The sequence below is a fragment of the Novosphingobium aromaticivorans DSM 12444 genome (assembly GCF_000013325.1).
GTDB lineage: Bacteria > Pseudomonadota > Alphaproteobacteria > Sphingomonadales > Sphingomonadaceae > Novosphingobium > Novosphingobium aromaticivorans.
The window spans coordinates 3523837-3541014 of record NC_007794.1 but is presented as its reverse complement, the minus strand read 5'-3'; the positions used below and the strand labels follow the sequence as shown (position 1 = coordinate 3541014).

Annotated in this window: 12 protein-coding genes; 7 read left to right on the top strand and 5 right to left on the bottom strand. The window is 67.5% G+C overall.

Features of this window, described 5'->3' with window-relative positions:
• The first annotated feature begins 51 nt into the window (after positions 1-51).
• Positions 52-1455: a phosphoglucomutase/phosphomannomutase PgmG gene (gene pgmG, locus SARO_RS16840; RefSeq protein ID WP_011446953.1), complete on the top strand. Its 1404-nt coding sequence runs from the start codon at positions 52-54 to the stop codon at positions 1453-1455.
• Between the two features lie 6 nt (positions 1456-1461).
• Here pgmG and SARO_RS21395 read toward each other — a convergent pair whose 3' ends face one another.
• Complete coding sequence (locus SARO_RS21395; protein ID WP_011446952.1) at positions 1462-2367, bottom strand: BON domain-containing protein; 906 nt, start codon at positions 2365-2367, stop codon at positions 1462-1464.
• A gap of 164 nt (positions 2368-2531) precedes the next feature.
• Between SARO_RS21395 and SARO_RS16830 the strand changes: the two genes are divergently transcribed.
• The 3 genes from SARO_RS16830 to SARO_RS16820 are packed head-to-tail and all read left to right on the top strand — an operon-like array spanning position 2532 to position 8450.
• Complete coding sequence (locus SARO_RS16830; protein WP_011446951.1) at positions 2532-4238, top strand: Hsp70 family protein; 1707 nt, start codon at positions 2532-2534, stop codon at positions 4236-4238.
• Positions 4235-6013 carry a hypothetical protein gene (locus tag SARO_RS16825; RefSeq protein ID WP_011446950.1) on the top strand — a complete coding sequence of 593 codons (1779 nt, stop codon included), beginning with the start codon at positions 4235-4237 and terminating at the stop codon, positions 6011-6013. Before SARO_RS16830 ends, SARO_RS16825 begins: the two co-directional genes overlap by 4 nt.
• Positions 6014-6035: 22 nt before the next feature.
• Positions 6036-8450 (top strand): ligase-associated DNA damage response DEXH box helicase, encoded by a 2415-nt coding sequence (locus SARO_RS16820; RefSeq protein WP_011446949.1) that lies wholly within the window; start codon positions 6036-6038, stop codon positions 8448-8450.
• Between the two features lie 18 nt (positions 8451-8468).
• Here the strand turns inward: SARO_RS16820 and SARO_RS16815 are convergent, their stop codons facing one another.
• Both SARO_RS16815 and gyrB read right to left on the bottom strand, forming a co-directional pair.
• Positions 8469-8678 (bottom strand): hypothetical protein, encoded by a 210-nt coding sequence (locus SARO_RS16815; protein WP_049759551.1) that lies wholly within the window; start codon positions 8676-8678, stop codon positions 8469-8471.
• A gap of 44 nt (positions 8679-8722) precedes the next feature.
• Positions 8723-11230: a DNA topoisomerase (ATP-hydrolyzing) subunit B gene (gene gyrB / locus SARO_RS16810; protein ID WP_011446947.1), complete on the bottom strand. Its 2508-nt coding sequence runs from the start codon at positions 11228-11230 to the stop codon at positions 8723-8725.
• 184 nt (positions 11231-11414) lie between these two features.
• On the opposite strand from gyrB, the gene SARO_RS16805 reads away from it, so the two are divergent.
• Together SARO_RS16805 and SARO_RS16800 are read left to right on the top strand one after the other, a co-directional pair.
• Positions 11415-12833 carry a M20/M25/M40 family metallo-hydrolase gene (locus SARO_RS16805; protein ID WP_011446946.1) on the top strand — a complete coding sequence of 473 codons (1419 nt, stop codon included), beginning with the start codon at positions 11415-11417 and terminating at the stop codon, positions 12831-12833.
• A gap of 169 nt (positions 12834-13002) precedes the next feature.
• Entirely contained in the window at positions 13003-13638 is a 636-nt protein-coding gene (locus tag SARO_RS16800) for an HNH endonuclease (RefSeq protein ID WP_011446945.1), read from the top strand.
• Positions 13639-13800: 162 nt separating this feature from the next.
• Here the strand turns inward: SARO_RS16800 and SARO_RS16795 are convergent, their stop codons facing one another.
• Together SARO_RS16795 and SARO_RS16790 are read right to left on the bottom strand one after the other, a co-directional pair.
• Positions 13801-15018 carry a TCR/Tet family MFS transporter gene (locus SARO_RS16795; protein ID WP_011446944.1) on the bottom strand — a complete coding sequence of 406 codons (1218 nt, stop codon included), beginning with the start codon at positions 15016-15018 and terminating at the stop codon, positions 13801-13803.
• 51 nt (positions 15019-15069) lie between these two features.
• The gene (locus tag SARO_RS16790; protein WP_011446943.1) at positions 15070-16098 is read right to left on the bottom strand and encodes an NAD(P)H-dependent flavin oxidoreductase; all 1029 of its coding nucleotides are present in this window, start codon (positions 16096-16098) and stop codon (positions 15070-15072) included.
• Between the two features lie 366 nt (positions 16099-16464).
• On the opposite strand from SARO_RS16790, the gene SARO_RS16785 reads away from it, so the two are divergent.
• Positions 16465-17139: a pentapeptide repeat-containing protein gene (locus SARO_RS16785; protein WP_011446942.1), complete on the top strand. Its 675-nt coding sequence runs from the start codon at positions 16465-16467 to the stop codon at positions 17137-17139.
• The last annotated feature ends 39 nt before the right edge of the window (positions 17140-17178 follow it).

Below are 17178 nucleotides of genomic sequence, written 5' to 3'. Positions count from 1 at the left end.
TTGACCGGCGACGCATCGGCACGCACCGGCGGCGGGATGGAGCAACGACCTGTGAGCCACGTCTTCCACCCCTCGATCCTGCGCGAATACGACATTCGCGGCGTCTTCGGAGAGACGTTGGAGGTGGAGGATGCGCGCGCCGTGGGGCGCAGTTTCGGAACCATGGTTGCGCGGCGCGGCGGGCATCGGGTGGTGGTCGGCCGCGACGGGCGAACCAGTTCGCCGCTGCTGGAACATGCGTTGGTCGAAGGCCTCGTCGCCAGCGGGATCGACGTCGTCCGGATCGGCGTGGGGCCTACGCCGATGCTCTATTACGCCGAAGCCTCAATGCCAGAGGTACAAGGCGGCGTTCAGGTAACCGGCAGCCACAATCCCGCCGATCACAACGGCTTCAAGCTTGTATTTGAAGGGAGTGCGCTGTTCGGGACCGATATATTCGATCTCGGGCGGTTGGCCGGTGAAGGCGACTGGATTTCGGGGAGCGGCCGCGTCGAGGAGGCCGACGTCCTGCCCGGCTATGTCGAGCGGCTGTTGCAGGGACTGGACGGCGTCGATCGGGCGGCTCTCTCCGTCCTGCGGATCGCGTGGGATGCCGGGAACGGTGCCGCCGGTCCCGCCATCGAGGCGCTGGTCGCCCGGCTGCCCGGCGAGCATGTCCTTCTTCACACGATTGTGGACGGCCATTTTCCCAACCATCATCCCGATCCTACGGTCGAGGCGAACCTCTCCGATCTGCGCGAAGCTGTCGCGCGCGGAAGCCTCGACTTCGGACTGGCATTCGACGGTGACGGAGACAGGATCGGCGCGATCGATTCCACCGGACGAGTTGTCTGGGGAGATCAACTGCTTGCCATCTTTGCCGAGGACTTGCTGCGAAACCGCCCGGGCGCGACGGTTATCGCCGACGTCAAGGCAAGCAGCGCCTTGTTTCACAGGATTGCCGAACTGGGCGGCAGGCCCGAAATGTGGAAGACCGGGCACTCGCTGATAAAGTCCAGAATGAAGCAGACTGGCAGTCCGCTGGCCGGCGAGATGACCGGACACATCTGTTTTGGTGATCCCTACTATGGCTTTGACGACGCGATCTATGCGGCCGTGCAGCTCATGGCGGCCACGGTCAGACTCGGGCGGTCGCTGACCGAATTGCGCGACGCCATGCCGGAGATGAAGAATACGCCGGAACTGCGCTTCGCCGCGCCGCCGGGGCGAAGGCTGGCCGTGGTAGAGGAAGTGCTCGGTCGCTTGCGTGCCGCCGGGGCAAGGGTGACCGACATCGACGGTGCGCGGGTCGATACGCCCGATGGCTGGTGGTTGCTGCGCGCCTCGAACACGCAGGACATGCTGGTCGTCCGTGCGGAAAGCCGCAGCGAGGAGGGTCTCGCGCGGCTTCTGGCACAAGTCGATGCGCAACTCGCGGCATCGGGCTGCGTGCGCGGCCCGGAGGCCGCGCACTGACCGGCGTCAGGCGGTGGGCGTCACCGAGCTGTCGCCACCGCCCCAGCCAAGCGTTCCGCCCTGGCCTTCGAGGTTGCTTCCGCTGCGCACCCGCAGGTTGTTCTGGACGTGCTTCACGCCCGAGACGGCGTCGGCGCAGTCTTCCGCGCGGCGCTTGTCCTCGCGGTTGCCGACCGTACCCGAGAGGGTAACTTCGCCTTCGGTCACCATGACCGAGACGTTGCGGGCGTCCAGCCTTGGATTGTCGGTGAGCCGGTCGTTCACGTCCTCGCGGATGCGTTCGTCCGAGCGGGTGTAGTCGCTTGGGCCGCGACCGCGATGGTCCTCCTCGCGCCGCTGCGCAGCTTCGTCATCGCCGAACCAGCTGCGCACTTCGTCGACCGCGCGGTCCATGAATCCGCGCCCGTCGTCATAGCCGTAGCTGCCGCGCCCGCTGTACCCGGCGGAAGCAGGGTATCCACCCGGACCGTAGGAAAGGCCCGGCTGGCGCGAACCCGACCAGGCGCGGGTGCCGCCGCCGTAGTCCTCGCCGGTGAACCAGTCGGGCGAACTGGCTGCGCCATAGCCACCCGCCGTGTCGCGCCATTGCGGACGGCCCTGTCCGGTATAGTGGCGGTCGCCGACTTCCCAGTCGTGCGTGCGCCTGTCGCCGCGCATCTCGCTGCCGCTGCGCCCCGATCTGGGATCGTTGCGCGGCGTCACCGCCCCCGATGTGCCCGAGCGGCCCCATTGATCGCGCTCGAAACCGTCCGGATCGTCGCGGTAGGATGAAGCCGGTCCGCCATACGTCGTCCCCGGATAGCCCGAGCCGGTGTAGCGCGAGCCCGGATAGCCATGCGCGGACCTGCCGTGGTCGCCACGTTCCTCGTCGCGCCAGCGATCGTTCCCGTTCCAGTCGTTGCGGTCGTTCATCGCATCTCTCCTCGAAAGGGAATCTCCCGCCCACACAACGGCCCCGTGCCCCGCAAGGGGCCCGGTCCGGTCGCAAGGGGCAGGCGGCTCGTCGCGCCGCCGCTTTGCGCTTGCCAAGGCCGATGGCGCTGTCGCATCACCGCGCGGGAAGGACAGGATCAGGAATGCTCATCGGGATCGACCTGGGAACCACCAACAGCGCGGTGGCCTTGTGGCATGAGGGCGAGGCACGGCTCGTGCCCAATTCACTGGGAGCGCTGCTGACCCCGTCGGCGGTTTCGGTGCTGCAGGACGGGACGACGCTTGTCGGCGCGGCGGCATTCGAACGCATGGCCGCGAAGGATGGCGCGGCGGCTACCAGCTTCAAGCGCCTGCTGGGCACCGACCGCAAGGTGCGCCTTGGCCGCAAGGAGTTCTCGGCGGAAGATCTCTCGGCGCTGGTCCTGCAGTCACTGTGCGCCGACGTCGAGGCGCATACCGGCGAGCGGCCGACCGAGGCGGTGATCACGGTCCCCGCCTATTTCAACGACCGCCAGCGCAAGGCGACGCGCCGCGCAGGCGAACTGGCGGGCCTCTCCGTGCGGCGCCTGATCAACGAACCAACCGCAGCCGCGCTGGCATTCGGCCTGAAGGACAAGGCGGAGCGTGAACCCTTTCTGGTCTTCGATCTCGGTGGCGGGACGTTCGATGTCTCCATCGTCGAGATGTTCGAAGGCATCGTCGAGGTCCGCGCCTCGGCGGGCGACAACCGGCTTGGCGGCGATGATTTCAACGGTGCGCTGGCGATGGCGGTCAAGGGGCGGCTCGATCCCGACGAAAGACTTGCGACCCTGGGCGAGGCCCGCGCGCAGGCGCTGCTGCTGCAGGCGGCCGAACGGACCAGGCGTGCCCTGACCGATGCACCGGAGGCCGAGTTCGCCGTGACCGCCGGCGACGAACGGCTTTCGACCACCGTCACCGCCAGCGAGTTCGAGGCGCAGGCCGAGGGCCTGCTGCGCCGGTTGCGCGACCCGGTCGTGCGGGCCCTGCGCGACAGCCAGATCGATGCGGCGTCCCTCAGCGAGATCGTGCTTGTCGGCGGGGCGACGCGCATGCCGCTGGTGCGCAAAGCGATAACCCGGTTATTCGGCCGCTTCCCCAATGCGTCCGTCCACCCGGACCACGCGGTCGCCCTTGGCGCCGCGATCCAGGGCGGGCTGATCGCGCGCGATGGCGGGCTGGAGGAAATCCGGATCACCGATGTCTGCCCCTTCACGCTCGGCATCGAGACGGCGGAACACTCTGTGCGGGGCACGATCCAGCAGGGCCTGTTCTCGCCGATCATCGAGCGCAATACCCCGGTGCCGGTCAGCCGCTCGGGCGTCTACAGCACCATGGGCGACGGGCAGAAGCAGATCGCGGTGCACATCTACCAGGGCGAGGCGCGCGAGGTTTCGGGCAATGTCAAACTCGGGACGCTGTCCGTCCCGGTGCCGTCCCGGCCCGCTGGCGAGGTGTCGATAGACGTGCGCTTTTCCTATGATAGCTCCGGCCTGCTCGAAGTGGACGTTGAGGTGCCGCTGACCGGGACGAGGCACAACCTCGTCATCATCGACGAGGAAGACCGCAAGGCCGCGAAGGATCTCGATGCCCGTCGCAAGGCGCTGGCCGCGCTCAAGCACCACCCGCGAGAGGAGGCCGCGAACCAGCTCCTGCTCGCGCGGGCCGAACGCTGCTACGAGGAATTCCTCGGCGACGTGCGCGCGGTGATCGGCGGGCGCACGCTTTCGTTCACCACCGCGCTCGACAGCCAGGACCCGCGCCGCATCGCCGACGCCGCGGCCGAGCTTGCCGAACTGCTTGACATGCTGGAAGCGAACCCGGTCCTGTGACGCCGACCCAGGCCTGGAAAGTTCTCGGAATTGCGCGGACGCCCGAAGTCGCGGCCATACGGCGGGCCTATGCCGACCGGCTGAGGGCGATGGACGTGGATCGTGACGTCGACGGCTATGCCCGCCTGCGCGAGGCGCGCGACGCCGCGCTTCGCTGGGCGCGGATGCAGGAGAAGCCGGCGGGCGACGACTTCGACCAGTTTGCCGGCATCGAGGCGCCAGCGAAGCCCGAGGGCGAGGCCGCACCAGAGGCCGCACCCGCCGAGGCATCGACCTGGCTCTACGCCGCGCCCGAGGCAAAGGGCGAATCCGATCCGAACCTGACCACCCGGATCGGCGAGGCCGCGCCCCGGCTGGACGTGACGCCGGGCTTCGTCCCGGCACAGGCCCCTGCCGAGCAGGCGATCGAGGTCACCCGCGATCCCTTCGCGCGGCCGGTCCTGCTGGGTCTCGAACCCACTTCGGACGCGGTCATGCCCGCCTGGGCGCACGAACAGGCGCTTCACCGGCTGCTCCTGCCGGAGACCGAGTCCGATGAGCTTCCGCCGTTGCAGGGGTGGGAAGAAGCGATGGCGCGCGGGCACCTCAAGGCGGTGCTGCGCAACGCCGAGACGGTAAGCGTCACCGCCTTCGACGAGGTCGACAACTGGCTTGCCCAGATCCTCGCGCGATCGTGGCCCCGCTCGGCACCCTTGCTCGAGCCTGCGGCGGCGGTGTTCGGGTGGGAGGGCGAGCGGGGGCTTGTCAGCGAACGCCCGGCGGTCGCGTTTCTCAACGCGCGCCTGCGCGGTCTTCGCTTCCACGAAATGATCCAGGACCCCGCCCACCCGCTGCACAAGGCGTGGAAGGAACTGACAACGCCCGCGCAGCAGGGCAGCCGCCGTGGCTGGTTCGTCAAGCGCGCCGATGTGCAGCAGTTGCTCGAGGGGGTGCGCAAGAACTTCCCGGAACTCGAGCATCACTTCGACCCCTGGCGCGTTGCGCTGTGGGAACAGCAGGTGGGCGACAGCGTCGGGCAGAGCTGGTTCAGCAAGACCCGACTGGCGATCTTCGCCGCCATCATCCTTGTGCAGATCGCTCGTTTTGCATTCGATGACAGGCCGACCAGGCAGGCCCAGCCCCAGCCTGTCGCGCTTTCGGCCAGCGAAACCTCGCATGACAAGGATGTGATCGCTCGTGCGCTGGGCTCGATCTTCGGCGCGGAGATCACGTTCGACGGGCTCCAGTCGCTCCAGCCCGATCTGGCGGCTGCCTTTTCCGCCAATCGCACGGTGGCCCGCTCGCAAGGGGACAGCGACGCGGTCTATGTCGCCCGGGTGCACGATCTGGTGCGCGAGCGCATGTATGCCACTGCGCTGGTCCAGAAGGGGCAGCTCCTGGCCGACGTGCAGCGCATCCGCGCCGATATCCTGCGCGCGGCGCGAAAGACCGGGGCGGCCGAGTGCATGGCGTTCGTCCGTACCCGCAGGCTCGCTCCGCAGGTGAGCCTGCCTGTGGCGGCGCAACTGCGCGAACGCGATCTGGCGGTGCGGATGCTCGACGCGCGCCAGCTTGGCCCGCCCGCCCGGGTCGTGCCCGGCAACGCCAGCGTCCCGGGCGACCTGATCGAGAAGGTCATCGCGGCGACCGGCATTCCCGATGGCCGGGTGCGGACGGCGATGAAGGGGCAGGGGCCGGACGAGGACCAGTGCGCCGTCACGATCGCTCTGATCGACCAGACCCTTGGCTGGAAGGGGCCGGTCGCGCAGCGCGAGGCGATCCTTTCGGTCCTGTGATCGCGTACCTATCTTGGCGGGGATGACGCTTCCCGCCACCATTGCAGACTGGTTCGCCGGCCGCGGCTGGCGGGTGCGCCGCCATCAGATCGAGATGCTCGATGCCGCGCGGGCGGGCGAACATGCCTTGCTGGTTGCCGATACCGGTGCAGGCAAGACGCTGGCGGGCTTTCTCCCCACGCTCGTCGACTTCGCTTCTGCCACCCCGCCCGGAGACGGGCTGCACACGCTCTACGTCTCGCCGCTCAAGGCGCTTGCGCACGACGTGCAGCGCAATCTCCTCGCCCCGGTCGAGGAGATCGGGCTGCCGATCCGCGTCGAGACGCGCAGCGGCGATACGCCGTCCGATCGCAAGGCCCGGCAGCGGGCAAAGCCGCCCCACGTGCTGCTGACCACGCCCGAATCGCTTTCGCTCCTGCTGAGCTATCCCGAGGCGGCGACGATGTTCGCGGGTCTCAGGCGAGTGATCGTCGACGAGGTCCATGCCTTTGCCACGGGCAAGCGCGGCGATCTTCTGGCGCTGTCGCTGGCGCGGTTGCAGGCCATCGCCCCGGGCATGCGGCGCGCGGCGCTTTCGGCCACCGTGGCGGACCCGCGCGACTTCTGCGCATGGCTCTCGCCCGGGGGCGATCCCGGCGCGGTCAGGCTTGTCGATGGCGAACCGGGCGCGAAGCCCGAGCTTTCGATTCTCAACCCGGAGGATCAGCGCGTGCCCTGGGGCGGTCATGCTGCCGCATGGGCCGTGCCCCAGCTCTACGACGAGATCCGGCGCAACCGCACAACCCTGGTCTTCACCAACACGCGCTTCCTTGCCGAATACATCTTCCAGCTCCTGTGGGACGTGAACGAGGACAAGCTGCCCATCGGCATCCACCACGGCTCGCTGTCGAAGGAGGCGCGCCGCAAGGTCGAGGGTGCGATGGCACGCGGCGAACTGCGCGCGCTGGTGTGCACGGCCAGCCTCGACCTCGGCGTCGACTGGGGCGATGTCGACCTTGTCGTGCAGATGGGTGCGCCCAAGGGATCTTCGCGTCTGCTGCAACGCATCGGGCGCGCCAACCACCGGCTCGATTGCGCCAGCCGGGCTCTGCTCGTGCCGGGAAACCGCTTTGAATTCCTCGAAGCCTTCGCCGCGCAGGAAGCGGTGGAGGAGGGCAGGCGCGACGGTGAGGACTTCCGTCCGGGCGGGCTCGACGTTCTTGCCCAGCATGTCATGGCCTGCGCCTGCGCGGGGCCGTTCGACGAGAAGGCGCTCCACGCCGAAGTACGATCGGCCCATCCCTATCGCTGGGTGGACGAGGCGCAGTGGAACCGCGTGCTCGAATTCGTCGCCACCGGCGGCTATGCGCTGCGGGCCTACGACCGCTTCAAGCGTATCGTGCGCGACCGGCATGGTACCTGGCGGCTGACCCACCCCGAACATGCCGCGCGGCACAGGCTCAATGCCGGGATCATCGTCGATGCCGAAATGCTCGACGTGCGCTTCCGCAACGGGCGCTCGCTCGGGCGCGTGGAAGAGAACTTCGGCGCCAGCCTGTCCCCCGGCGACACCTTCCGCTTTGCCGGCATGGATCTGGAGGTGGAGGGTGTGCGCGACCTCGAGCTGATCGTGCGCGCGGCCAAGTCCGCCGGGCAGATCCCCAGCTACATGGGCGCGCGCCTGCCGCTGACCACGCATTTGTCGGAACGCGTGCGTGCGCTAATGGTCGACCGTGCGGGCTGGTCGCGCTTCCCGGATGACGTGCGCGAGTGGCTGGAGATGCAGGACTGGCGCAGTCGCCTGCCCGGCCCCGGGACATTGCTGGCCGAAAGCTTTCCCTACGAAGGGCGGCACTACACGGTTTACTATACCTTCGAGGGCTGGAACGCGAATCAGTCGCTCGGCATGCTGATCACGCGCCGGATGAACGAGCGCGGGCTGATGCCGCTGGGCTTCGTTGCCAACGACTATTCGCTCGCCGTCTGGGGGGCACGGCCGGTGGACGACCCCGCGCCCCTGCTTTCGCCCGACATACTCGCGCACGAATTCGTCGAATGGGTGCAGGAATCGCACCTCCTGCGCCGGGCCTTCCGCGAAGTCGCGGTGATCTCCGGTCTTGTCGAGCGCCAGCACCCGGGCAAGCGCAAGTCCGGGCGGCAGGTCACCTTCTCGACCGACCTCATCTACGACGTGTTGCGCAAGTACGAACCCGACCATCTGCTGATCCAGGCGGCCTGGGCCGACGCGCGTGCCCGCATGACCGACGTGGGCCGCCTCGGCGACCTGCTGGACCGCGCGCAGGGCCAGCTCGTCCACGTCGAACTGGACCGCGTCACCCCGCTTGCCGTCCCGGTGCTGGTGATGATCGGTCGCGAAACCTTGCCTGCGGGAGCAGCCGACGACGAACTGCTGATGGAAGCGGAAACGCTGGCGGCGGCGGCAATGCGGGCGGACTGAGGTCCTGCTTCTGCTTCGTCAGTTCGTCTCGCGCGCCAGCCGGTCAGCGAGCTCCGCAATCTCGGACGGATCAAGCAGCCACGTTCGCGTCGCCCGCCCCTCGCGGTGGATCGGCTTGGTCAGCAGCAAGCGCGCGTTGTCACGCGCATGGGGCTTGTACAGCCCGTAATGCAGCGCGCAGTCGCGGATCGTGCCGATGATGGGCGCGCGGCCCTCGAGGTCGATCATGGTCGCGGGCTGGTCCCACGGAATTTCGTCGGTGTAGGCCAAGATCAGACGTCCAGATTTGCCACGTTCAGCGCGTTTTCCTGGATGAAGTCGCGGCGCGGTTCGACCACGTCGCCCATCAGGCGGGTAAAGATCTCGTCGGTGACGTCCGCGTCCTCGACCTTGACCTGCAGCAGCGAGCGGTTGTCCGGGTCGAGCGTGGTTTCCCAGAGCTGCTCGGCGTTCATCTCGCCAAGGCCCTTGTAGCGCTGGATCGAAAGGCCCTTGCGGCCACCGGCAAAGACCATCTCGAGCAGCTCGGACGGCCGCGTGATCGCGTCCTTGTGCTGCACGGTCGGTGCTGCGGGCACCTCGCCGTCATCATCGGCGGCAGGGGCGGCATCCGCCTCGGAAGCTGCTGCAGTCGCCCGCACCAGCCTTGCCATTCCGGCATAGACTTCGGCGTTCTCGGCGGCGAGCTTGGCCAGCTTGCGCGCTTCCGCGCTGACCAGGAAGCCGGCTTCGATCATGTGGTGATCGGTCACGCCGCGCCACATGCGCTGCACGTGGTAGCCGCCTTCCTCGGCGAGCGTGACTGTCCAACGCGCCTCGGTATCGCCGCGGTTGAGCCAGTCGGCGGCGCGCAGCAGCGCCGCATCGCGCGCTTCGACCGTCATGTCGGGTTCCAGCGCGCCGGCCAGCGCGAGCGCCTCGATGATGGCCGGATTGTAGCGGCGCGGCACAAATGCCATGAGATTGCGCATGCGCAGCGCATGTTCGACCAGCGCTTCGAGGTCCGTTCCGCTGCGCGCTCCGCCACTGGTTTCCAGAACGCGTCCCGAAAGGCCCGCCTCGACGAGGTAGCGGTCCATCGCGGCGTTGTCCTTGAGATAGACCTCGCTGCGGCCCTTGGCGACCTTGTAGAGCGGTGGCTGGGCGATGAAGAGATGCCCGGCCTTGATGATTTCGGGCATCTGGCGATGGAAGAACGTGAGCAGGAGCGTGCGGATGTGCGCGCCGTCGACGTCGGCGTCGGTCATGATCACGATCTTGTGATAGCGCAGCTTTTCCAGGTTGAACTCGTCGCGCAGGCCCGTGCCCATCGCCTGGATCAGCGTGCCCACTTCCTTCGACGAGATGATCCGGTCGAAGCGCGCGCGTTCGACGTTGAGGATCTTGCCCTTGAGGGGCAGGATCGCCTGCGTCTTGCGGTCGCGTCCCTGCTTGGCCGATCCGCCTGCGGAGTCACCCTCGACCAGGAACAGTTCGCACTTGGCGGGATCGCGCTCCTGGCAGTCGGCGAGCTTGCCGGGCAGCGAGGCGATGTCCATCGCGCCCTTGCGCCGCGTCAGTTCGCGCGCCCGCTTGGCCGCTTCGCGCGCGGCGGCGGCGTCGATCACCTTCTGTATGATCGACTTCGCGTGCCCGGGGTTCTCCTCGAGCCATTCGACCATCTTGTCGGCCATCAGGCTTTCAAGTGGCTGGCGCACTTCGGAGGAGACCAGCTTGTCCTTGGTCTGCGAAGAGAACTTCGGATCGGGCAGCTTGACCGAGACGATCGCCGTCAGGCCCTCGCGCATGTCGTCGCCGGTGAGCGAGACCTTTTCCTTCTTCAGCATGCCCGAACGCTCGGCATAGCCGTTCAGCGTGCGCGTCAACGCGGCGCGGAAGGCCGCCAGATGGGTGCCGCCGTCACGCTGGGGGATGTTGTTGGTGAAGCACAGGACGTTCTCGTAGTAGCTGTCGTTCCACTCCAGCGCCACGTCGATGCCGATGCCGTCGCGGTTGGCCGAAATCGCCACCGGCTCGGGCATCAGGGGCTGCTTGTTGCGGTCGAGGTACTTCACGAAGGCCGCGATCCCGCCTTCATAGAACAGGTCGTGTTCCTTGATTTCCTCGTGCCGCTTGTCGCGCAGCAGGATGCGGACGCCCGAGTTGAGGAAGGCGAGTTCGCGGTAGCGGTGCTCCAGCTTGTCGAAATCGAACTCGAGCACGTTCTTGAAGGTCTCGTGGCTGGCCTGGAAGGTCACGCGGGTGCCCTTCTTGCCCTCGGGTGCGGGGCCGCGCACGACCAGCGGGCCTTCCGCGTCACCATGGGCGAAGCGCATCCAGTGCTCCTTGCCGTCGCGCCAGATCGTCAGCTCCAGCCATTCCGAAAGCGCGTTGACCACCGACACGCCCACGCCATGGAGGCCGCCCGAAACCTTGTAGGCGTTGTCGTCCGAGGTATTCTCGAACTTTCCGCCTGCGTGGAGCTGGGTCATGATGACTTCGGCCGCCGAGACGCCCTCTTCGGCGTGGATGTCGGTGGGAATGCCGCGCCCGTTGTCCTCGACCGAGACCGACCCGTCCGGATTCAGTTCGATCAGCACGAGGTCGCAGTGCCCGGCCAGCGCCTCGTCGATGGCGTTGTCCGACACCTCGAACACCATGTGGTGCAGGCCCGACCCGTCGTCTGTGTCGCCGATGTACATGCCGGGGCGCTTGCGCACCGCGTCGAGGCCTTTCAGGACCTTGATCGAATCCGCGCCGTAGGAATTGGTGTTGGGGGTGTTTTCGTTCGTGCTGGCCATCTTTTGCACATAGGCATTCGCGGCCGAAAACCCAAGCGAATCCGGCCCGTTTTGCACAGCGCAGGCCGCATTTGCGACCTTGTCCGGGCCTGCCCGGGAAGAGGCTCTAGGCAAGGGCGCGCAAACTTGCTGGAATGGGCCTGCCGGGCACCCTTGCGGCGCGGCGCCAAGGGGGATCGCGCGGATGCGGAAAGTTCTCGCCACCGGCCTTGCGGCCACGCTCATGACCGCTGGGGCACAGGCCGCCGAGGCGCCCCTGCGGCCCGACCAGGCGGCTTTCCGCGACCTCTACCGCGAGATGGTCGAGACCGACACCTCGATCACCACCGGTAGCTGCACCCTGCTTGCCGACAGGATCGAGGCGCGGCTGCGCGGCGCGGGTTTTGCCGATGGCCAGATCCACCGCTTTGCCGTGCCCGAGTTCCCGAAGGAGGGCGGGATCGTGGCGATCCTGCCCGGCACCTCCGCCAAGGCGCGGCCGATCCTGCTGCTCGGCCATCTCGACGTCGTCGTGGCCAAGCGCGAGGACTGGACCCGCGATCCCTACAGGCTGATCGAGGAGGGCGGCTATTTCTACGGTCGCGGCGTCGCCGACATGAAGGCGATGGACGCGATCTGGGTCGACATGCTCATGCGCTTCCGCAAGGAAGGCCGCAAACCTCGCCGCACGATCAAGCTCGCGCTGACCTGCGGCGAGGAAACCAGCACCGCCTTCAACGGCGCGAAATGGCTGGCGGAGAACCGGCGGGACCTGATCGACGCCGAATTCGCGCTCAACGAGGGCGGCAGCGGACGCACCGACAAGCCCCTGGAGGAGGGCGGTCGCGTCGTCCTCCAGACGATCCATGTCGGCGAGAAGACTCCGGTCAACTACCGCGTCGAGGCCACCAACCCGGGCGGCCACAGCTCGATGCCCGTGCGCGACAACGCGATCTATGAGCTTTCCGATGCGCTGGTTCGCCTGCGTGACTACGAGTTCCCGGTCATGCTCAACGATACCACCCGCGCCTTCTTCGCCAAGGCCGGGGCGGCGCGCGGCGACGCCATGGGCAAGGCCATGGTCGCGGTCTCGGCAGACCCGGCCGACAAGGCCGCGGTCGCCCTGCTCGACACCGACCGGTCGTTCCATTCGATGCTGCGCACCACTTGCGTCGCCACCCTGCTTGATGGCGGCCACGCCAACAACGCCCTGCCCCAGCGCGCCGGGGCCAACGTCAATTGCCGGATATTCCCCGGCGTCACCGCCGAGGAGGTGCGAGGCACCCTGGAAACCGTCGTCGCGGACCCGCGCATGACCGTGGTCCGCACCGACAACCGCGGCCCTGACGCCAAGGCCCCGCCCCTCGACCCGAAGATCGTCGGGCCGGCCGAAAAGCTCGTCGCGAAGTATTATCCCGGTGTGCCGATGGTGCCGATGATGTCCACCGGGGCGACCGACGGGGTGTTCCTCGGGGCGGTCGGCATTCCGTCCTACGGCCCACCCGGTCTGTTCGGGAACCCGGACGGCAACGGCGTGCACGGCCTTAACGAGAGGATTTCGGTGCAGGCGGTCTATGCCGGGCGCGACCTGCTCACAGAACTTGTCACCGCCTACGCGTTCTGATTTGCCGCATCCGGCAAACGGGTTGTGGATAGGCTCGGCGCTTCCCCCTTGACGCGGGACTCGCACGGGTGTTCCTTGCATCCATGCGTAATGAAGCGGTCACGCGGCGAAGCCATGACTGCCCCTGTGGAGGCACTCAAGCCTCTGTTTTCAGGGACCCGGCCAGGACGTGCTCCACAAGGCGCTGATCGAGCGGGCGGCTTCGGCCAGGCCCCACAGCGGCGATGACGCCGCCGCCCACCATGTGCTTCAGAACGACCGGCACCTGTCCAATTGCCCGGCGCTGGTGCTGAACGCGGATTACACGCCGCTCAGCTACTATCCGCTCAGCCTCTGGCCGTGGCAGACGGCGATCAAGGCGGTCTTCCTCGAACGCGTTGACATCGTCTCGACTTACGAGCGCGAGGTCCACAGCCCCGGGTTCGGCATGAAGCTGCCCTCGGTCATCGCGCTGCGCCAATACGTCCGGCCGAGCGAGTATCCCGCCTTTACCCGCTTCAACCTGTTCCTGCGTGATCGCTTCCAGTGCCAATATTGCGGCAGCCCCGAACACCTGACTTTCGACCACATCGTGCCGCGCCGGCTTGGCGGGCGCACTTCGTGGGAAAATGTCGCGGCGGCCTGCGCGCCCTGCAACTTGCGCAAGGGTGGGCGCACTCCCGAACAGGCGAACATGCGGCTGATGAACCGCGCGATCCGGCCGACGACTTGGCAGTTGCAGGAACGGGGCCGGGCCTTCCCGCCCAACTACCTGCACGAGACCTGGCGGGACTGGCTCTATTGGGACGTCGAGCTGGAAAGCTAGGCGTCTGATTTGAAACTCGCCGAAGGCGAGTTTCGAGGCGGCACCGGCCTGCTCCCCCACCCGGCCACCCAAGACATTGTATTCTCATGGGCGGCCGGGAGGGGGAGCGGGCCGGTGCCGAACCATCCGAAACGATAGTTTCGGATCAGGCACTAAGCGGGCTCATTCGCTCTCGCGCAGCAGCGAGGCGCCCTTCCAGAACAGGGCCAGCGTCATCAGCGAGATCGCCGCCGAAAGCAGCATCGGCATCCCCGGCAGGTTGACGATGGCGTGCGGCCCGCTGAACCGCGCTAGCGTCTGGGTATAGAGCGGCGGACCGACGATGGCCGCGATCGAGCCGATCGATTGCACCGCGCCCTGCAATTCGCCCTGGCTGCGCGCATCGACCGCGCGGCTGTTGAACGCGGCGATCGGCGGCTGGACGAAGCCCTGCAAGGCGCCCACGGCAATCGCCAGATAGACCTGCCAGGTGTGCTGGGCGAGGTTGTAGAGCACGGCCGATGCGCACAGTCCGGCCACCCCCAGCACCACGGCGCGGCGCTCGCCCAGCCGCGGCAGGGCAAAGCGCAGGCCGAAGCCCTGAACCAGCGCGCTCGAAAACCCTACCATCGCCAGTGCCAGTCCGACGTCGCGGGTCGAAAAACCGTAGGCGGCGATGGCGAAATAGGGCCAGACCGCCGGGTAGACCACGTGGGCGAGCTGCCACGCGCCCAGCGCAGCAACGAACCACAGCACGGTCCGGCTCCGTCCCCGCAGCGCGCGCAGCGACGACAGTGCGTTTGCCCGCCGCCAGTCGAATGGGCGGCGGTTTTCCGGTGCGAGCGATTCGCGCAGGAAGAACATGCCGAACACGAAGTTCGTCAATGCGAGGGCGGATGCCGCATAGAACGGCAGGCGCGGGCTTATCGCGCCAAGAAGTCCCCCCATCGCGGGACCGACCACGAAGCCGAACCCGAAGGCAAGGCCCATCATTCCGAAGTTTGCCGCGCGCTTTTCGGGCGGGGTCACGTCGGCGATATAGGCGTAGGCGGCCGAAAAGCTCGCGCCGGTGACGCCCGCCAGCAGCCGGCCGATGATCAGCCACCAGAAATGCGGGGCCATGGCCTGAAGCAGGTAGTCCAGCCCGAGCATCAGGATCGCGGCAAGAAGCACCGGCCTGCGCCCGAACCGGTCGGACAGGTTGCCGATGACCGGCGCGAACACGAACTGCATCGTCGCATATCCGGCGCCCAGCCAGCCCGCGTATTCCGCCGCTGTGCCGATGTCGACGCGGGTCAGCTCGATGATCAGGCCGGGCAGCACCGGGGTGACGATCCCGAAGCCCAGCATGTCGATCATCACGATCGCGAAGACGATACCGAACGAGGCGCGGTGCTGCATTGGGAAATCTCCGGTGCCGGTGGTCCGGCGGAGCCGCCGGGCCGGGCGGCGTCAGCGGCGCGTCAGGGCCGTTTCGCTTTCCGCCATGAGCTGCGCGATGATGTCAGCCACGGGCTCTTCCCGGGTCACCATGCCGACCGACTGTCCGGCCATGACCGAACCGCGTTCCACATCGCCGTCGATCACCGCGCGGCGCAGCGCGCCTGCCCAGAAGTGCTCGATCTCGAGCTGCGCCGCCGCCATGTCGACCTTGCCCTCGTCCAGCATCTTGGCCACTTCGACCTGCTTGGCGGTGAACTCTTCGGTTCCCTTGTTCTTCAGTGCGCGGACCGGGATCACCGGCAGACGCGGGTCGACCTGCACCGAAGCCACGGCATCGCGCGCATTGCCGCGGAAGAACGCCTGCTTGAACGCCGGGTGCGCGATCGATTCCGTTGCGCAGGCAAAGCGGGTGCCGAGCTGGACGCCCGATGCACCCATTTCGAGATAGCTCGCGATCATCTCGCCGCGCCCGATGCCGCCCGCCACGAAGACCACGTGTTCTTCGGCCAGCGCGGGCAGGAATTCCTGCGCCAGGACAGAGGTGGAGACAGGCCCGATGTGCCCGCCCGCTTCCGACCCTTCGATGACCAGCGCGTCCGCGCCCGAGCGCAGCAGCTTCTTGGCCAGCGCCAGCGTGGGGGCGAACACCAGGACCTTGGCTCCGAACGCCTTGATTGCCTCGACGCTGCCCTTTGGCGGGATGCCGCCGGCCAGCACGACATGGCCTACCTTGTGGTTCGCGCAGACCGCGATCAGGTCGAACAGGGCCGGGTGCATGGTGATCAGGTTCACGCCGAACGGCTTGTCCGTCATGGCCTTGGTCGCCGCGATCTCGCGGTCCAGCAATTCGGGCGTCATCGCACCGCAGGCGATCACGCCGAAGCCGCCGGCATTGCTGATGGCCGAGACCAGGTGTCGCTCCGAAACCCAGCTCATCGCTCCGCACAGTATGGCGTGGCTCGTGCCGAGGAACTCGGCGCCGCGACGCATCAGTGCGGAAGTGCGGGGCGTGGCAGTCTGGAGCGTAGCGGTGGTCATGCAATGGGATCCCGTCCGTGAACTGGCGCGCGCTTTAGGGCGGCATCTTGTCGGCAACAAGGCAGGACTTCAACGGCTTGATCGGCGCATACGATATCTCTGTGCGGAATAACCGGCTTTGTCGATCAGCGTGCCTGAGTTAGATCGATTGCAGCGATGAAGAGGCGAGCGGCGGCCCGGATTGACCCCCGCAATTCGAACACGCCTGCTGCTGTTTCTTCGTCCGGTGCCCTGAGCCCGCTGGCCGTTCCATAACCCCAGGGCCGGTTGGGTCGCGACCCGCCTCCCGGTTCCGGATCGGACCGGGGGGCGGGTCTGTCCCGCCCCGGCGCTTGACCGCGCGTTCGTGCGGCCTATGGCGCGGCGATGTCCATTCCCGAACGCACCGGCGCGACCCTCGGTCGCAGCGAACTTGCCCTTCTCGCCGGTGCGCCGGCACTCCTCGTCGAGTGCGATCTGGAAGAAGCGGACCTGTCCAAGCTGGACCTTTCCGGCTGGCGGTTCGAGCGCTGCAACCTGCGCCATGCCGACCTGTCGGGCGCCAATCTCGCGCGGACGACATGGCAGTCGTGCAAGGCTGCCTTCGCCAATTTCGGCGCGGCGGATCTTGCCGAAGCCGAATTGCGGGGGTGCGACCTGAACAACGCGGTGCTGCGCCGGGCCAACATCGCCTCGGCGCGCTTCGTCGCCTCGCGCATGACCGGCGCAGACTTTCATGCGGCGCGCGGCATGGGCTTCGCGTTCGAGGAAGTCCTGCTGGTGAACGCGCGTCTGACCGGGTTCTCGTTCCGCAAGGAGCGGCTCGTGCGCCTGGATATGGCGCAGGCGGATCTCGCGAAATGCGATTTCCGGGGGGCCGTGCTGGAAGGCTGCTCGCTGCGCGAGGCGAACCTCGACGGCGCGCAGTTCATGGGCGCGGACTTGCGCGGCGCTGACCTTGGCGGGCTGAGGCTGGAAGATGCGGGGGTGTTCCGCGGCGCGATCATCTCGCGCGAACAGGCCGAGCAACTGCTGTCGGGATGGGGCCTGCTGATCCGCTGAAAGGCGGACGGGGGCGAACCGTGGTCCGCCCCCGGAAAG